The 15,223-nt window shown below is 60.2% G+C and carries 14 protein-coding genes; 5 read left to right on the top strand and 9 right to left on the bottom strand.

Annotation, left to right across the window (positions count from 1 at the left end; all coding sequences use genetic code 11):
* Nucleotide 1 precedes the first annotated feature (1 nt).
* The 3 genes from AC3B8H_RS03435 to AC3B8H_RS03425 are packed head-to-tail and all read left to right on the top strand — an operon-like array spanning nucleotide 2 to nucleotide 2,857.
* Entirely contained in the window at nucleotides 2-718 is a 717-nt protein-coding gene (locus tag AC3B8H_RS03435; RefSeq protein WP_488440221.1) for an adenosylcobinamide-GDP ribazoletransferase, read from the top strand.
* Entirely contained in the window at nucleotides 715-1,395 is a 681-nt protein-coding gene (gene bluB / locus AC3B8H_RS03430; RefSeq protein ID WP_488440220.1) for a 5,6-dimethylbenzimidazole synthase, read from the top strand. Before AC3B8H_RS03435 ends, bluB begins: the two co-directional genes overlap by 4 nt.
* Nucleotides 1,385-2,857: a cobyric acid synthase gene (locus tag AC3B8H_RS03425; protein ID WP_488440219.1), complete on the top strand. Its 1,473-nt coding sequence runs from the start codon at nucleotides 1,385-1,387 to the stop codon at nucleotides 2,855-2,857. The genes bluB and AC3B8H_RS03425 overlap by 11 nt, the downstream gene beginning before the upstream one ends.
* Here AC3B8H_RS03425 and AC3B8H_RS03420 read toward each other — a convergent pair.
* The 3 genes from AC3B8H_RS03420 to AC3B8H_RS03410 all read right to left on the bottom strand — a co-directional run bounded on the left by AC3B8H_RS03420 (nucleotide 2,854) and on the right by AC3B8H_RS03410 (nucleotide 8,771).
* Nucleotides 2,854-7,479: an EAL domain-containing protein gene (locus tag AC3B8H_RS03420; RefSeq protein WP_488440218.1), complete on the bottom strand. Its 4,626-nt coding sequence runs from the start codon at nucleotides 7,477-7,479 to the stop codon at nucleotides 2,854-2,856. The two genes, AC3B8H_RS03425 and AC3B8H_RS03420, sit on opposite strands and share 4 nt — an antisense overlap.
* 68 nt (nucleotides 7,480-7,547) lie before the next feature.
* Nucleotides 7,548-8,171 carry a tetratricopeptide repeat protein gene (locus AC3B8H_RS03415; protein ID WP_488440217.1) on the bottom strand — a complete coding sequence of 208 codons (624 nt, stop codon included), beginning with the start codon at nucleotides 8,169-8,171 and terminating at the stop codon, nucleotides 7,548-7,550.
* Nucleotides 8,172-8,297: 126 nt separating this feature from the next.
* Nucleotides 8,298-8,771, bottom strand: coding sequence for a CYTH domain-containing protein (locus AC3B8H_RS03410; protein WP_488440216.1), 474 nt, complete (start codon nucleotides 8,769-8,771; stop codon nucleotides 8,298-8,300).
* 123 nt (nucleotides 8,772-8,894) lie between these two features.
* On the opposite strand from AC3B8H_RS03410, the gene sodB reads away from it, so the two are divergent.
* Complete coding sequence (sodB, locus tag AC3B8H_RS03405; protein WP_488440215.1) at nucleotides 8,895-9,476, top strand: superoxide dismutase [Fe]; 582 nt, start codon at nucleotides 8,895-8,897, stop codon at nucleotides 9,474-9,476.
* Nucleotides 9,477-9,545: 69 nt separating this feature from the next.
* Here sodB and AC3B8H_RS03400 read toward each other — a convergent pair whose 3' ends face one another.
* The 5 genes from AC3B8H_RS03400 to AC3B8H_RS03380 form a co-directional block, all read right to left on the bottom strand.
* On the bottom strand, nucleotides 9,546-10,754 hold the full coding sequence (locus tag AC3B8H_RS03400) for an HD-GYP domain-containing protein (protein ID WP_488440214.1): 1,209 nt from the start codon (nucleotides 10,752-10,754) through the stop codon (nucleotides 9,546-9,548).
* A 121-nt stretch (nucleotides 10,755-10,875) separates the two neighbouring features.
* Entirely contained in the window at nucleotides 10,876-11,997 is a 1,122-nt protein-coding gene (locus tag AC3B8H_RS03395) for a HupE/UreJ family protein (RefSeq protein WP_488440213.1), read from the bottom strand.
* Between the two features lie 4 nt (nucleotides 11,998-12,001).
* Nucleotides 12,002-12,661, bottom strand: a complete 660-nt coding sequence (locus AC3B8H_RS03390; protein ID WP_488440212.1) for an LPXTG cell wall anchor domain-containing protein — start codon at nucleotides 12,659-12,661, stop codon at nucleotides 12,002-12,004.
* Nucleotides 12,662-12,676: 15 nt separating this feature from the next.
* On the bottom strand, nucleotides 12,677-13,054 hold the full coding sequence (locus tag AC3B8H_RS03385) for a copper resistance CopC family protein (protein WP_488440211.1): 378 nt from the start codon (nucleotides 13,052-13,054) through the stop codon (nucleotides 12,677-12,679).
* Between the two features lie 24 nt (nucleotides 13,055-13,078).
* Complete coding sequence (locus tag AC3B8H_RS03380; RefSeq protein ID WP_488440210.1) at nucleotides 13,079-14,302, bottom strand: sialidase family protein; 1,224 nt, start codon at nucleotides 14,300-14,302, stop codon at nucleotides 13,079-13,081.
* Nucleotides 14,303-14,476: 174 nt separating this feature from the next.
* On the opposite strand from AC3B8H_RS03380, the gene AC3B8H_RS03375 reads away from it, so the two are divergent.
* Complete coding sequence (locus AC3B8H_RS03375; protein WP_488440209.1) at nucleotides 14,477-14,758, top strand: hypothetical protein; 282 nt, start codon at nucleotides 14,477-14,479, stop codon at nucleotides 14,756-14,758.
* Between the two features lie 157 nt (nucleotides 14,759-14,915).
* Here AC3B8H_RS03375 and AC3B8H_RS03370 read toward each other — a convergent pair.
* The coding region (locus tag AC3B8H_RS03370) for a hypothetical protein (RefSeq protein WP_488440208.1) at nucleotides 14,916-15,223 on the bottom strand (308 nt) is incomplete at its 5' end.

The raw sequence follows: 15,223 nt of genomic DNA, 5'->3' as shown, positions 1-15,223 counted from the left end.
CGTGCGAGCGTTCTGGCTGGCCTGGCAATTTCTGACCCGGTTTCCGGTCCCGGCGGTCGAGTTCGACGGGCCGGCGGCCGGCCGATCCTTGCTCTACTATCCGTTGGTCGGTTTGCTGCTGGGCGGCTTGCTGAGCGGATTGGCGACCGCGTTGGCCGGAGCGCCGGCCTACTTGCTGGCGGGCATCTTGTTGACGGCCTGGGTGCTGGCAACCGGCGCGCTGCATTTGGACGGTCTGGCGGATTGCGCGGATGCCTGGGTCGGCGGCCACGGCGAGCGCGAACGCAGTTTGCGGATCATGAAGGATCCCGCCGCCGGGCCGGTGGCGGTAAGCTTGCTGGTGTTAATCCTGCTGCTGAAATGGGCGGCGCTGACCGCTCTGTTGGAGCAGCAGGAGCCGACGCCGCTCTGGACCGCGCCGTTGCTGGGCCGTACGGCGATTTTGCTGTTAATGCTGACCGCTGACTACGTCAGCCCCGCCGGGTTAGCGGCAAGCTGGCTGGCAAATGCCGATTTCCGGGCGATGCGCTGGAGCATCGGTGCGGCGTTGCTGCTGGCGCTGGGCCTGGCGGGCTGGCCGCCGCTGCTCGCGGCCTGCGGGGTGCTGTGGTGGCTGCGGCGCGCGGCGCTGGCCCGCCTGGGCGGCGTGACCGGCGACGTTTACGGCGCCGCCGTCGAGTTGGTCGAAACGGCGGTATTGCTGGCGGTGGCCTTGTGAATCGCCCCGCGCCGATCAGCGAAACCGGCGCAGCCACGGCGTTCAGTCCGGCCGAAATTGCCGGCGTTTACCGGGTCATCGCCGAACGCCGCGACATGCGCCATTTTCTGCCCGATCCGGTCGATCCCGCCTTACTGGCCCGCTTGCTGCAAGCCGCGCATCAAGCCGGCAGCGTCGGCCTGATGCAGCCCTGGCGCTTTATTCGCATCACCGATCCGCGGTTGCGGCAGCGCATACACGCCTTGGTCGAACAAGAACGCATCGCCACCGCCGAGGCGTTGGCCGAGCGCGGCGACGAATTCATGCGCCTGAAGGTGGAGGGCATCCTCGAATGCGGCGAACTGCTGGTCGTGGCTTTGCCGGATCGGCGCGAGCGACATATCTTCGGCCGGCGCACCTTGCCGGAAATGGATCTGGCGTCGGCGGCCTGCGCGATACAAAACCTATGGCTGGCGGCGCGCGCCGAAGGCTTGGGCATGGGCTGGGTGTCGCTGTTCGACCCGGCGGCGTTGGCGGCCTTGCTGAACATGCCGGCCGGCGCCAAGCCGATCGCGATTTTATGTCTGGGCCATGTCGCCGCGTTTTACCCCAAGCCGATGTTGGAACTGGAAAACTGGGCGTCGCCGCGACCGCTGGCGGCGCTGGTCTCGGAAAACGCTTGGCCAGATGATCCCTAAAGCCTTGATGGTGCAAGGCACCACTTCCGATGCCGGCAAGAGCACGCTGGTGACGGCGTTGTGCCGCTATTACCGGCGCCTGGGCGTGGCGGTGGCGCCGTTCAAACCGCAAAACATGGCTTTGAACAGCGCCGTGACGGCGGACGGCGGCGAAATCGGCCGCGCCCAGGCGGTGCAAGCCGCCGCGTGCGGCTTGCCGCCGCATAGCGATATGAATCCGGTGCTGCTGAAGCCTCATTCCGACACCGGCGCTCAAGTCATTATTCACGGCCGGGTACTGGCCAATCAGACCGCCACCCAATACCACGATTACAAAACGGTTGCGCTGCAAGCGGTGTTGGCCTCCTGGCGGCGCTTGACCGACCAATATCAGTCCGTGATCGTCGAAGGCGCCGGCAGTCCGGCCGAAATCAATTTGCGGGCCGGCGATATTGCCAACATGGGCTTTGCCGAGGCGGTCGATTGCCCGGTGATATTAATCGCCGACATCGATCGCGGCGGGGTGTTCGCCCACCTCGTCGGTACCTTGGCCTTGTTGAGCGACAGCGAACGACGGCGGGTGATCGGCTTCGTAATCAACCGTTTTCGCGGCGACATCGGTTTGTTGCAACCCGGTCTGGACTGGCTGGAAGCCGAAACCGGCAAGCCGGTGTTGGCGGTACTCCCCTATTTATCCGATTTGTTTCTGGAAGCCGAGGATGCCTTGTCCTGCCGGCATTCCCGCAACGATGGCGCTCGGCCGTTCGAGATTGTCGTCCCGCATCTGCCCAGCTTCAGCAATCATACCGATTTCGATCCCTTGCAATTGCATCCGGGCGTTAGGGTCGATTTCGCCAAAGCGCCCGATCGGATAGTCGGCGCCGATTTCGTGGTGCTGCCGGGCAGCAAATCGGTGCGCCGCGACCTGGCGCGCTTGCGCGAGATGGGCTGGGACACCTTCATCCAACGCCATTTGCGTTACGGCGGCAAGTTGCTGGGTATTTGCGGCGGCTTTCAAATGCTGGGCCGGGCGATACACGACCCGCGCGGCATCGAGGCCGAGCCGGGCAGCGTGGCCGGCCTGGGCCTGTTGGACATCGAGACCGAACTGGCGCCGGACAAATGTCTGCGGCAAACTCGCGGCCGGTTGGAGGGCGGCGAAACGGCGGTGGCCGGCTACGAAATTCATATGGGCGTCAGCCGGGGAGCGGGATTGGCGCGGCCGCTGTTGGAACTGGCGGCCGGTCCGGACGGCGCGGTGTCGGCCGACGGGCAGGTGGCCGGCACCTACTTGCACGGCTTGTTCGATTTGCCGGAAGCCGCCGACGCGCTGCTGGCCTGGGCCGGCCACACCGGCGGCGGCGCGGTGGATTTGGCGGCGCGGCGCGAGGCGGGCATCGACAGTCTGGCCGATTGTCTGGCCGAACATTTCGATTTCGCCAAGCTGGCCGAGGCATTGCGCGCGTTCGACGGAGTCCGCTAGCTGTAAAGCTCCAACTGTTCCAGGAGTTGGATCACATCCAGGTTGGCGTTCAACAAGCGTTGGTAGGTCTCGCCGGTCAGCGCGGCTCGTCCCTGTTGGTGCTCCCGCAGGACTTGTTCGGCCAACAAGGTTTGCCGGGCCTGGGCCTGCGCCAGTTTGCCCAGCAGGCGGCGGTCGGCGCTGGTTTCCAGTTCCAGACGTTCCAGCCATTTGTTCATGTGCGATTTTTTCTGGATCAACGTCGGCCAATAGCCGCCGTTGTCGGCCGGCGCCCGCAAATAGGCTTCCAGACGCCGCAACCAATATTGTTGTTGCAACTTCAATAACGACAACTGAACGCGGCCGGTGGGCAGCGGGTTGCGCGCGCTAGCGGTCCAGGCCGGGAAATTGCGGTAATTGCCGACCCAGTCGGCCAGTGCCGCGGCCGGCATCGGTCGGGCAATGCCAAAACCTTGGGCTAAATGGCAGCCGAGATGGACCAGAAACACACCGTGCTCGATGTCTTCGACGCCCTCGGCCACCACTTCGCGTTTGAAGGCTCTGGCCAAGGCGATCACGCTTTCGACAATCGACAAGTCGTCGGGATCGTCGATCATGCCGCGCACAAAGCTTTGGTCGATCTTGACCGCGCCGATGGTCAAGTGCCGCAAATGGGTCAGCGACGAATAGCCGGTGCCGAAGTCGTCCAGCACGCAGGGTATGCCCAGTTCGTGATAGCACTGCTTCAAGACTTCGCCGACCGAGATCAGGTCGTCCAGCACGCTACTTTCCAACACTTCCAGCTCCAACTGCCGCGACGAAATACCCGGATGGGCCGCCAGCAATTGTTCCAGCGCCGGCACGAATTGCGGCCATTGCAAATGGCGCGGCGAGACGTTGACGCTGATCTGCAGCTTGAGTCCGGCGTCTTGCCAGCGCTGCAACTCGGCGAAGGCGCTCCGTATTACCCAGTTGCTAATGTCGATTTCCAGCGGATGGCCTTCGACAATCGGCAAAAATTCGGCCGGCGCGAGCAAGCCCCGTTCCGGATGTTGCCAGCGGATTAGCGCCTCGGCGCCGACCACTTCGCCGTTAGCCAGATTGACCTTGGGTTGGTAATACAGGCGGAACTGGCCATGTTCGAGCGCCGTGCCGATTTCCCGTAGCGCCAGTGCCAATCGGTTTGGCGGCGCCGCCTTCAGTTCCGGCAACTCGGCGAGTTCGTCGTAGAGACGGTAGCAGTTGCGGCCGGCCAGTTTGGCCTGGTACATCGCGTGATCGGCGTGGCGCAACAGAATGTCGGGCTCTTCGCGGTCGAGCGGATAAATGGTCACGCCGCTGCTGGCGGCGATCCGGACCGGCCCGGTCGCCAACTCGAACGGTTCGGCGACGGCGTGATGGATGCGTTTTAAGGTCTCTTCGCATTGCGGTACCGATTGCAGATTTTCGAACAGCAGCGCGAATTCGTCACCGCCCAGCCGGCAAACGGTGTCGCCCTCCCGCAGATTCTGACGGATGCGCTTGGCGACTTGTACCAGCAATTGGTCGCCGGCCTCGTGACCGTAGCTGTCATTAACCTGCTTGAAGCCGTCCAGATCCAAGTAACATACCGCGAGCAAGGTTTCGGAGCGCTTGCTGTGAGCGATGGCCTGAGTGAAGCGGTCGCCGAACAGCGTCCGGTTGGGCAACTGGGTCAGCACATCGTAGTGGGCCAATACTTCCAATGCTTGTTGTTGGCGCTTGCTATCGGTAATGTCGGAAAATAGGCCTATGTAATGGACGATTTTGCCGGCATTGTCGCGTAGCGCCGAAATCGTCAGCAATTCGGCGTAATATTCGCCGTTTTTGCGCCGGTTCCAGATTTCGCCCTGCCAATGGCCGTTGTCGGTCAATGCCTGCCACATCTCCGCAAAAAACTCGTCGGGCTGTTTGTCCGACTTCAGCATCCGCGGGTTGAGGCCGAGCACTTCGGTGCGGTCGTAACCGGTGATCGCCGAGAAAGCGGCGTTGACATCGATAATATTGGCGTCGGTATCGGTAATGACGATGCCCTCGTGGGCGTCGGAAAACACCCGCGCCCACAGCCGAAGTTTTTCCTCGGCCGCCTTGCGTTCGCTGATGTCGTGGACGATGCCGCGCATCCTGAGCGGTTTGCCCTCGCTGTCGCGTTCGGCCTGGCCGACCGAACGCATCCAGCGCTTTTGGCCTTCGGCGTCGACGATCCGGTACTCCACATCGTATTTGGCGCCGGTTTCCAGGTGGGCGCGGGTCGCGGCCAGCACCGCCGGCCGGTCCTCGACGTGCACCGCCGCCAGGAAATCGCCCCAACTGTGCTGAGCGGTTTTCGGAAAGCCCAGGCTGCCGGTGACGATCTCGGACCAAAACTGCCGGCCGGTCAACAACTCGGCTTCCCAAATGCCGACGCCGCCGTAAATCTGGCTCATCCGGAAGCGTTCCTCGCTCTGCTTGAGCGCCAGTTCGGTTTGCTTGCGCTCGGTGATGTCCTGGACCAGCACCACGAAACGGTCGGTGTCGGCCTTGTAACTGTCGATCGCGTACCAACGGCCGATTTCCTCGACGTGGTTTTCGAAATGGCGGGGCTCGCCACTGGTTTCCAGATCGTCGAAGCTGGCGATCCACGGGCAGTGGGTGTCCGGCAGCAATTGCCTGACGGTTTTGTTCAGCCATTCGCGCCGGGCGATACCGGTCATGCGTTCGAAGGCCGGGTTGATGTCCAGATAACGGTAGTCGACTATCTTGTTGGCGGTATCCCGGATTACTTGGTGCAGCGCGAATCCCAGCGACATATTGGTGTAGAGCAGCGCCAATTCGGCTTCGCTACGTTTGCGGGCCCTGACTTCGCGATTTAGCCGATACAGCCAATAACCGACCAGGGCAAAGGTCAGAATGGCCAGCAATCCCCATTTGAACAGGGTTTCCCGGCGGACGCCTTGCTCGATTTTCAAGCCCAGCCAGCGATTGACGATGGCGTCGTGTTCGGCGCGACTGATGGTGGCCAAGGCTTTTTCCAGCGCCGACAGCAATTCCGGGTGGGCCTTGCCGACCGCCATTCGGCTTTCGCTCTGATAACCGGCCTGACCAGCGATACGCAAATTCAGCAATCCGGCGCGGCTAAGGGCGTGGCTGGCCGAAGCGGCATCGCCGATATAAACGTCGGCCTTCCCTTCCGCCACCAGATTCAGCGCTTCGCCGACCGACGCGGCTTCCATTTGTTGCAGTCTTGGGTGGTCGCGGCGGAGCAGTTCCTGGACGAAATAGCCTTTTTCGACAGCGACGCGTTGACCGGCCAACATCTGCAACGAGCCGATGTAGCCGCTGCTTTCCGGCGCGATGATGACGGTCGGCGTCGAAATATAGGGTTGGGTAAAATTCAGGTACTGCTCGCGTTCGTGCGTTCTGACCGCGGCGGCCATCATATCCAATTCGCCGCGTTGCGCCATTTCCAGGGTCTCGTGCCAGGTTTTGTCGCGGACCGGTATGAATTCGACATTCAGCAGGCGGCTCAACAATTGAAGGTAATCCGGCGCGATGCCGACATATTGACCTTGAGCGTCTATCGATTCGTAGGGGGCAAAGCTGGGATCTATCCCCAGCCGGATTTGGCGATGGGTCCGCAGCCATTCACGTTCTTCGGCCGACAGTTGCAGTTCATTGGTTTGGTTGACGCCGCCGTATACAAAGCCATCCAATTGGGCATCGTTCAGCGGTTTGGCCAGATTCAGGCTGGCGTAGATTTCGGCGACGCGGCGCAGCCGGCCGGTTTCGATCCGGCCGAGTGGGATCTTATCCGGCAGGATCAACTTGCGGGTTTCGGTGGCTTCGAAGCGTAGTTGCGCTTCGCTCAGGTCGTTACGGTATTTGGCGCGGATCAGTCGGATGACTTCGTCGGGATGTTCCAACGCGTACTGCCAACCTTTCAGGCTGGCGCGCCGAAAGCGTTCGGCCCGGCCGGGGTGGCGCGCCAATTCGGTTTGGCTGGTGAATAGCAGATCGCCGTAGAAATCGATGCCGTAGTTTTGCGGATTGATGATATTGAAGCTGATGCCGGCCTTTTGCAGGGTGTAGGGGCGGTCGGTGATATAGCCGGACATCACGTCGACCCGGTCATGGATCAAATCCGCGTCGTCGAAGCTTTCCGGGACTTTGACGTAATGGCTCTCGTTGAGATTGGCTTCCGACAGTAGCGCCCGCACCGGCGCGTTGTTTTCGCCGACCACGTCGTACATGATGCGCTTGCCGGCCATCTCGTAAGGACTGATGATGCCGGATGCTTGTTTGCTGAACAGCACCAGTGCGTCGTGCTGAAAGATCGCGGCCAGCGCGACGATGGGTTTGCCGTTGGCGTAGTCGGCAACAATGCCGGAGTCGCCGATGCCGTAATCGGCCGCGCCGTCCACGACTTGCCGGATGTAATCCTGGTTTGGCGAGCGCTCGCGAACTTCGACCTGCAAACCCTCCTCGGCGTAGTAACCCTGTTCCACCGCCGCGTAGTAGCCGGCGAATTGGAACTGATGGAACCACTTGAGTTGCAGGACGACGTTTTCCGGTTGCGGGTCGGCGGCGACCAGGTGGGGAAGCAGCAGCACGAGGACTGCCGCCAGCCGGGAACGGGTGATTATCATGATGGCCGCTGCGTGCTTCTGGAAAACTTAGCCCATTCTACCTGCTCCGGCTCCGCATGCCGCCGGAATTAGTGGGTTTGATCGTTGGCGTCGGCAAACAGCGATTGATATTTGGTTTTGCCGCCGGCTTGCCGGCCTTGCTCGGCTTGGGCCAGAGCCAGTTTGGCGGCGTCGCGCAGTCTCAGGTCGGCCAGCGAGGCTTGCTTGCGCAGCGGTGCCTGAATGGCTTTTTGCAGAAAGGCCACGGCCTCGGCGGTACGGTCCTGATCGAGCAAATAATCGGCGTAAAAATAGTTGGCATCGATGCCGTTTGGGTTGATGCGCAGACTGGTTTTCAGCATTTGCTCGGCTTTTTGGTTGTCGCCGAACGATACCGGCCAGCCGGGTACCATGTAATACAAGGTGCCAAGCGTGACATAAGCGGCGCCGTCCAGCGCGTTGGGGTTTAAGCGGATCGCTTCTTCCAGCAGTGCCTTGGCGGAATCCAGCGCGGATAGCGCGGTCAACGAGGGCTGAAATGCCGCGTTGGTGACCATGATCGTGGCTTGCCAAATTTTGGGCTCGGCGGCATTGGGATAGCGCGCTGCCAATTCCGCGGCTTGCGACAGCAACAACGGATATTCCTGTTTTTGACGGTCTTCGTCATGCTGGTAATACGCGCTGGCCCAGTTGTTTTCCAGGCTGGCAAGCACCGTCGCAAGCTCCGAGGCCGCAGCGGCGGAAGCGAAAAGTATCAAAAAAACAACAAGAGTAGCTTTAATCATACATCGACTATAGTGCATTTCAGCAACCATTTCAATGTTCCGGATAAATTATTGTTATTTATCCCAATCCTTGAACGGTTTTTGCGACAAATTGTTGTTGTAATAGCGCAAATCGTCGGTGACTTCCAGGCCTAGCCAGGCCGGCTTTTCAAAAGATTCGCCGATTTGCGACAACTCGATTTCGGCAACGACCAACCCCTGGTTGTCGCCGGTGAATTCGTCGATTTCCCACAAGTGCGGGCCGCGCGTCACGAAATGCCGGGTTTTCTCGACCAGGGGCTTGTGGCACAGTTCGTCCAATAGCGTATTGGCGTCGGCCAGCGGAATTTCGTATTCGAATTCGTGGCGATGGTTGCCTATCGTCGCGCTTTTGATGTTCAGCCAGGCCTGGGTGTCCGAAATCCGCACCCGTACCGAACTGAGCGGACTACCGCTTAAATAGCCCTGCCGGTAAAACACCGAGCGCTCGACTTCGCCGCGCCAGTCGTCGTTCAACAACAAAAATTTATGCTCAATCTCAAGCGCCATGCCTATTCCCCTGCGATTAGATGGTGATCTGTGATAATTCTTTATTATAATGCTGGGTAATTAGGCGAAGGCACTCCCGGAACCTAATAAGTTGCTGCTGTTCAATCACTCTGGAGAAAGAAGATGGCTTTTGAATTACCTGCATTACCGTACGCAAAAGACGCTTTGGCGCCGCACATTTCCGTGGAAACCATCGAGTATCACTACGGCAAACACCACCAAACCTACGTGACCAACTTGAACAATCTGGTACCCGGTACCGAATTCGAAGGTCTGACGCTGGAAGAAATCGTCAAAAAATCCTCCGGCGGCATCTTCAACAATGCGGCCCAAATTTGGAATCACACCTTCTATTGGAACAGCCTGTCGCCGAACGGTGGCGGCGCGCCGACCGGCGGTTTGGCCAACGCGATCGACCGCACCTTCGGCTCGTTCGACAAATTCAAGGAAGAGTTCACCAAATGCGCGGTGACCACCTTCGGTTCAGGCTGGGCTTGGTTGGTAAAAAACGCCAACGGTACCTTGGAACTGGTCAGCACCAGCAACGCCGGCTGCCCGCTGACCGCCGGTCAAACTCCAATCCTGACCTGCGACGTTTGGGAACACGCCTATTACATCGACTTCCGCAACTTGCGTCCTAAATACCTGGAAGCATTCTGGGCCTTGGTCAACTGGGAATTCGCCAGCGCCAACTACGACGCGTAATCGCTAAACGCGGGGCGGGCGGTGTCCTCACAGGCCGGCTCGCTCCGCACCTTTTCCCGTTCTCCGCCGCTAGCGCGACAAATAAGCCGTCGGTTCAATCCGCCACCGGCCCGGCATTTCAAAACTTAATATGCGCCGGTTACAACTCGGCTTCGCCAGATCGTAATCGCGCGGTTTGATAAAACGCCGCTGTCTGGCATCGAAAATCGTCCTGACCTTGGGATGCAGCAAGTCCTCGTGGTGCTGCTCGACCACCACGGCCAACTCCTCGCTTTCCAATTTGACCAGCGTGCCTACCGGGTAGATGCCGACCGTGCGGATGAATTGGTGCACCAAGCGGGTATTGAAATGGCTGCCGCCGCCTTCCAGCAAGGTTTTCAACACGGCGGTCGGTTCGGTTCCGTTGTGGTAGACCCGGTTCGAGGTCAATGCGTCGTAAACATCGACGATGGCCGCCATCTGGCCGAAACGGCTGATTTGCTCGCCGATCAGACCCAGCGGATAGCCGCTACCGTCGTAGCGCTCATGGTGCTCGGCGGCAACGCAAATCGATAGCGGCGAGATGCCCGAGGTGCTTTCCAGAATGCCGCGGCCGGTCGCGACATGGCCCTTGACGATTTCGAATTCGGCGCTGGTTAGTTTGCCGGCCTTGTTCAGCAATTCCGGCGGAACCCGCATCTTGCCGATGTCGTGCAACAAACCGCCCATGCCGGCCAATTCGATTTCGGCGCGCTCCACGTTCAGCGCCCGGCAAAAACTGATTAACAAGGTGCCGACCGCGACCGAATGTTGAAACGTGTATTGATCGGCGCGTTTTAAGCGCAGCAAGCTGACCAGGGCATCGGGATTGCGGAAAATCGACTCGGTAATCGCGGTAACCACCGGGCGGGCCTGCTCCAGCGCCACCTGCTTGCCCAGCCGGCAATCTTGCAGAATGTCATGCACCATCGCGTGGGCTTCGCGGTAGACGTGGCGGGCCTGGCGCAGCTCTTCCGCTATCGGCACCGTTGCCATCACTGGCTCGATAACGGCGCTGCGATGGATTTCGCTGGTTTGCGCCGGTGTGAACTGGCCGCTGTCGCCGCTCGGCGCCAGATCGTCGCCCTTGTCGGTGTCGATGTACACGTAGCGCAGGCCCAGGCCGGCGATTTTTTCGACATCCCGCGCTGAAGCCAGCAAAAACCGGTTGCGTAAAAACGGGTGTTCGGACCAATCGCGGTTCAAATCGTGGACGTACATGCCCGGCCGCAAATCGTCGACCTCGATTTTCTTGATCACTGGGCTTAACCTCCTGTCCGATACGCTAAAGCCCGCGGGAACCCGCGCGCGAGGGCCTAGTTTGCGGCGTATTCGGCCCGGCCGTCAACCGCGACACCAAGCGCAGCCATCCCGTTTCCCGCTATAAAACCGTGCGCTCCAACAGCCAGTAAGCGCCCATCAAACACACCAGCGCCGAACAACCCTTTAAAAATTTGTCGGCGATCGCGACCTGATTATTCAACCACCAGATGATCGGCAACACGATCGCCGCCACCGCGATCTGACCGGTCTCGATGCCCAGGTTGAACGACAACAACGGCAGCAGAATGCCGGTGTCGCCGGCGGAAATATCCATTTCCCGCAACACGCTCGCGAAACCGAAGCCGTGGACCAGGCCGAAGCCGAAGGTCAGCCACTCGCGGCCCTTGGGGTGGTCGCCGCGAATCAGATTCTCGACGCTGACGTAAATAATCGTCGCGGCAATGAAGGGTTCGACGAAGCTGCTGGGTAGTTCGACCAGATTCAAGCCGGCCAGCGCCAACGTAATCGAGTGGGCGATCGTGAAGAAGGTGATGATTTTCAGCGCCGGCCAGAAGTTGTGGGTGACCGCCAGCAGCGCAAACAAAAACAGCAGATGGTCGTAACCGGTCAGAATGTGTTCGATGCCCAGCTTGAAAAAATCGGCGAAGGCCGTCAGCCAAGCGCCGCCGCCAGCTTGCGCCGTGCCGGCCGCCAATTCGAGGCTCAGGCTGGCGTCGTTCTTGCCCAGCATCTTTTCCGCCAAGGTTTTACCGGCGGCATCCTTGACGGTCAGGTATTGCTGATGGCCTTCCGGCAGCGAAGCTAGAAAAGCGGACTGCAGCGTTAGTCGGCTCGAGCTCAACGGCCCGAAATGGAACTCGACGTGGGCATTGTTTTGCTCGTCATAATCGACCCGCCCCGGCTCGGTCGGCGTCAGCGCGGTGTTGCCGTCCAGAAGCCGAAATTGCTCGGCCAGCAGTTTGGCGACGGCCGGCTTGGCCGCCTCGCGCTCGGCGTCGCTGACTTCGGCATCCAGGTCGCTGTCCATCGGCGAGAACGCCTCGATGTCCTGTAGAGCGAAGGTCACCTTGGCCGTGATGCCGTCGGGTTTGACCAGCACATCGACCGAACTCAATCCCGGCGGGTGGGCGGCGACCCAGGCGGACTGCGTCAACAGCCAGCAGGCCAGCAGGGTGCGAATCAGCCATGCCGGCCGCACAGAAAAGCTTAGCTCCAGCATCGCGTCAATTCTCCTGGCTTTCGGCCGCCGCGCGCGATTTGCGTTTGCGCCATAAAACCCACGCGCCCAACCCGGCCAACACCAAACCGGCCGCGCCGCCGCCGATCAAAGCCAGCGGCGGCTGGGCGCCGGCCGGTGCCACGCCGACTTCCAGCGGCACCCGGAATTTATCGTCTTCCTCGATCGCATCGCCGATTAAAAAGTACAGCACGTAGTCGCCGGTTTTGTCGACGTTGGCCTGGGCTTCGACCGCACCGCGCGGATACAACTTGGCCGGGAATTCCGCGACGGTGCGCAACTCGCGAATGTCGTCCGGCGCCGGCTGGCCGGTTTTTTCGACTTCGACCAGCTTCACGCCGATCGGCGTGCTGCGAATGTCGCGGTCGATCAAATCGGCGGTGAAAAACATCTTGCCGGCCCGGGGAATTTGCTGGCAGAACGGCACGAAGGCGGCCTTGGCGTCGGCGGGGTTATCGGTTTTTTCCGGCTGGACATAGGCACTGAAATGCACCGCGTAAAAATCGTTGGCGATGATGCAATCCAGATCCGGGCGATTGCCCAACGCGTTGGATTGCTTGGCGCCGAAGCCGAGTTTGTCGCAGCCGCTCAACAGCGGCAGCGCGGCCAGCAAGCAGGCGGTGATCGAAGCAGAAAAGCGGGTCATGGTGGGGCCTGAGAATTAAGGTTTGACGGTGAATTCGAATTTGCCGGTGACGATGTGGGTATCTTCCGACACCACCCGGTAACGCACGGTGTACTTGCCCGGCGCCAAATTGGCGACCGTGGCGTGAATGTGCGAACCGTCGGTCAGGCTTTGCTCGACGTCGTGGTTGTCCACCCGCTTGCCGGCGCTGTCGATAACCGCCACTGCTTTATACTCGCTACGTACCGGGTCGTTAAACCACAAATCCACTTGCTTGGGCGCTTCCTTGACTTCCTCGTCCTTGGCCGGCTGCGATTTGACCAAAATGGCGTGCGCCGACGCCGACAGCGGGCTGAGCAACGCCGCCGCCAGCAGGCCGGATTTTATTATTGTTGTAATGCGCGACTTGGGCATGATGACCTCGTGTATGACTTAAAACTAATGGATCAGCGCGGCGCGCCACTGCTTGGGCTGGCCGGGCATTTGTTCGTACCACATCGCCAGCCAGCCGGCGTCGGTCGCCGCCAGCCGGGGAAAACCGGCCGACGCGCCGGCCGATGACAGCACCTGACTGTCTGTCCAAGCGGCGCCGTTGTCCGTGGAAACGCTCCAGTATACCCTGGAACCTTGCGGACCGATGGCGTCCCAGATCGCCGCCAGCCGGTCCGGAGCGGCGGCCAGATCGGCGTGGAACGGGCTGGTGTCGCCGCCCAGCCGATGCGCTGCGCTCCAAGCCGCGCCGCCGTTGGCGGACTGCAAATGATACAAGCCAACTTGTTGGTCGGCACCGGTCCAAACCAACGCGTGGCGGCTGCCGTCGCCGGCGTAAGCCAGTGCGCCGCCGTTGTGCGGACAACCCTCGAATTTCCAGCCGAACGCGCCGACCGTGGCGGTCCGTTGCCAATTGGCGCCGGCGTCGGCGGATTGCGCCAAGGCCATGTCGCGCGGCTGCATGTCGCGGTACAGAATGTCGATCTTGCCGTCCGGCGCCGCCGCGATCCGGTTCCAGCAACACGAACAACTGCTGTCGTCAACGCTTTGTGCCAATTGCCAATGCAGGCCGGCGTCGTCGGAGCGGGCGTAGCGCACGCCCTGGTAACCGTTTTCGTCGCGGTCGTCCAGCCAGACCAGATGAAAACGGCCGGCCGCGTCGGCCACCAGATCGTGGTGGGATTGGTCGATGTCGCTGCCGGTCGGGTTAGCGCCCGCTTGCCAGCTTTGGCCGCCGTCGGCCGAACGCGCCACGAACAGCGGGCCCATGCCGGGAATCTCGCCGCTGACTTGCCAGACCAGCACCACGTTGTCGCCGCTGGCGGCCACTTGTATATCGTTGCCGGTTTTCGATTCCACCGGCCGCTGGAATTGCCCGGCCAGCGCCACCGGCGCCGACCAATGCCGGCCGCCGTCTTCCGAATGTAGATAGCCGATATACGGCTGGTGAGGATCGGCGCCGCCGGCGATGAACGCCGCATGCACCTTCGCGCCGCCGGCCTGCACGTCGAAACTTTGCAAACCCCGCAGGCCCAGTGCCTGGAAATCGACGATTTGCACCGGCTCCGCCACCGCGCCGGACTGGGCAGCGCCTTCGGGCGCCCGGTCGCAAGCCGCCAAAACAGCGACGATCAATAGACTGGCGGTGCGGAACAATCGGCCGTGCGGCATTGCGGAAACGTTTGGAAATGGAATGGGGCGCTGATTAGACCACATTGGCGTGCAAAGCTGAATATCTCGACAGCGGGGATCAATCCGGACGGCCGCGGTTCTAGTTGAGAGTGTCGGAAAGTCGGCCGTAAACGCGACGTTTTTCTGCTCGCGTTGCGGGTAGGTCTCTGAGCCTTGCGCTGGTTGCTCGGAGAGTTGCGCGCAAGTCTTTTAGTCTTGCGAGAATTGCTTTTTGCCTTGCGTTTAATACTCGGAGCGTTGCGCGCAACGCTTTTAGTGTTGCGGGAATTGCTTTTTGCCTTGCACGCAAGGCTTTTAGCATTACCCGCAAGGCTCGGAGCCTTGCAATTATTGCTCGGAGAGTTGCGCGCAACTCTTTTAGTATTGCGAGAATCACTTTTTGCCCTGCGCGCAAGACTTTTAACGTTGCCCGCAAGGCTCAGAGCCTTGCGTTAATTGCTCGGGCGTTGCGTACAAATCGTTTGGTGTTCGGGAATCTCTTTTTTAATGGCGACCAACGCTGCAATCGTCTCCAATCGGCCGGAGGCGTTGTAGAGCCAATGTCAGCGAAATTATCGGACAACCGACATTTAATCGCGGCTACGCGGGCTTCTTAAATAATGTGCTCCATATGCTGGAGTTCCCAAAAATTTAGTTGTTTTCGGACGATACCTAGATCAATGCTTTCCATCTCCTTGCCTGTAAAGCTATTTTTATGAAGTGCTCCAACCTTGATGGCTGTTTCCCTAGGTACCCCCCGATCCGACAAATATTTAGAAATTGGAGTATATACTCCCAATTCAATTGAGGAAATTATCTTGGAATCCTGGTTTTTTATATCAGCTAATGGCTTAAGGAGCATCGGAAGCCCGAAACTAACATACCTGGTTAGTTTCTCAATTTCAGCGTCAATTTGGTCAT

Source organism: Methylomonas sp. BG-2, from assembly GCF_057766305.1.
The sequence above is the reverse complement of the archived record's forward strand: the minus strand, read 5'-3'. Positions and strand labels throughout refer to the sequence as shown.

What these genes read in the sequence shown, in the direction of transcription:
- AC3B8H_RS03420 (WP_488440218.1), bottom strand. Translation starts at nt 7,479, where the DNA reads ATGATAATCACCCGTTCCCGGCTGGCGGCAGTCCTCGTGCTGCTGCTT.
- AC3B8H_RS03425 (WP_488440219.1), top strand. Translation starts at nt 1,385, where the DNA reads ATGATCCCTAAAGCCTTGATGGTGCAAGGCACCACTTCCGATGCCGGC.
- AC3B8H_RS03390 (WP_488440212.1), bottom strand. Translation starts at nt 12,661, where the DNA reads ATGACCCGCTTTTCTGCTTCGATCACCGCCTGCTTGCTGGCCGCGCTG.
- AC3B8H_RS03395 (WP_488440213.1), bottom strand. Translation starts at nt 11,997, where the DNA reads ATGCTGGAGCTAAGCTTTTCTGTGCGGCCGGCATGGCTGATTCGCACC.
- sodB (WP_488440215.1), top strand. Translation starts at nt 8,895, where the DNA reads ATGGCTTTTGAATTACCTGCATTACCGTACGCAAAAGACGCTTTGGCG.
- AC3B8H_RS03380 (WP_488440210.1), bottom strand. Translation starts at nt 14,302, where the DNA reads ATGCCGCACGGCCGATTGTTCCGCACCGCCAGTCTATTGATCGTCGCT.
- AC3B8H_RS03410 (WP_488440216.1), bottom strand. Translation starts at nt 8,771, where the DNA reads ATGGCGCTTGAGATTGAGCATAAATTTTTGTTGTTGAACGACGACTGG.
- AC3B8H_RS03385 (WP_488440211.1), bottom strand. Translation starts at nt 13,054, where the DNA reads ATGCCCAAGTCGCGCATTACAACAATAATAAAATCCGGCCTGCTGGCG.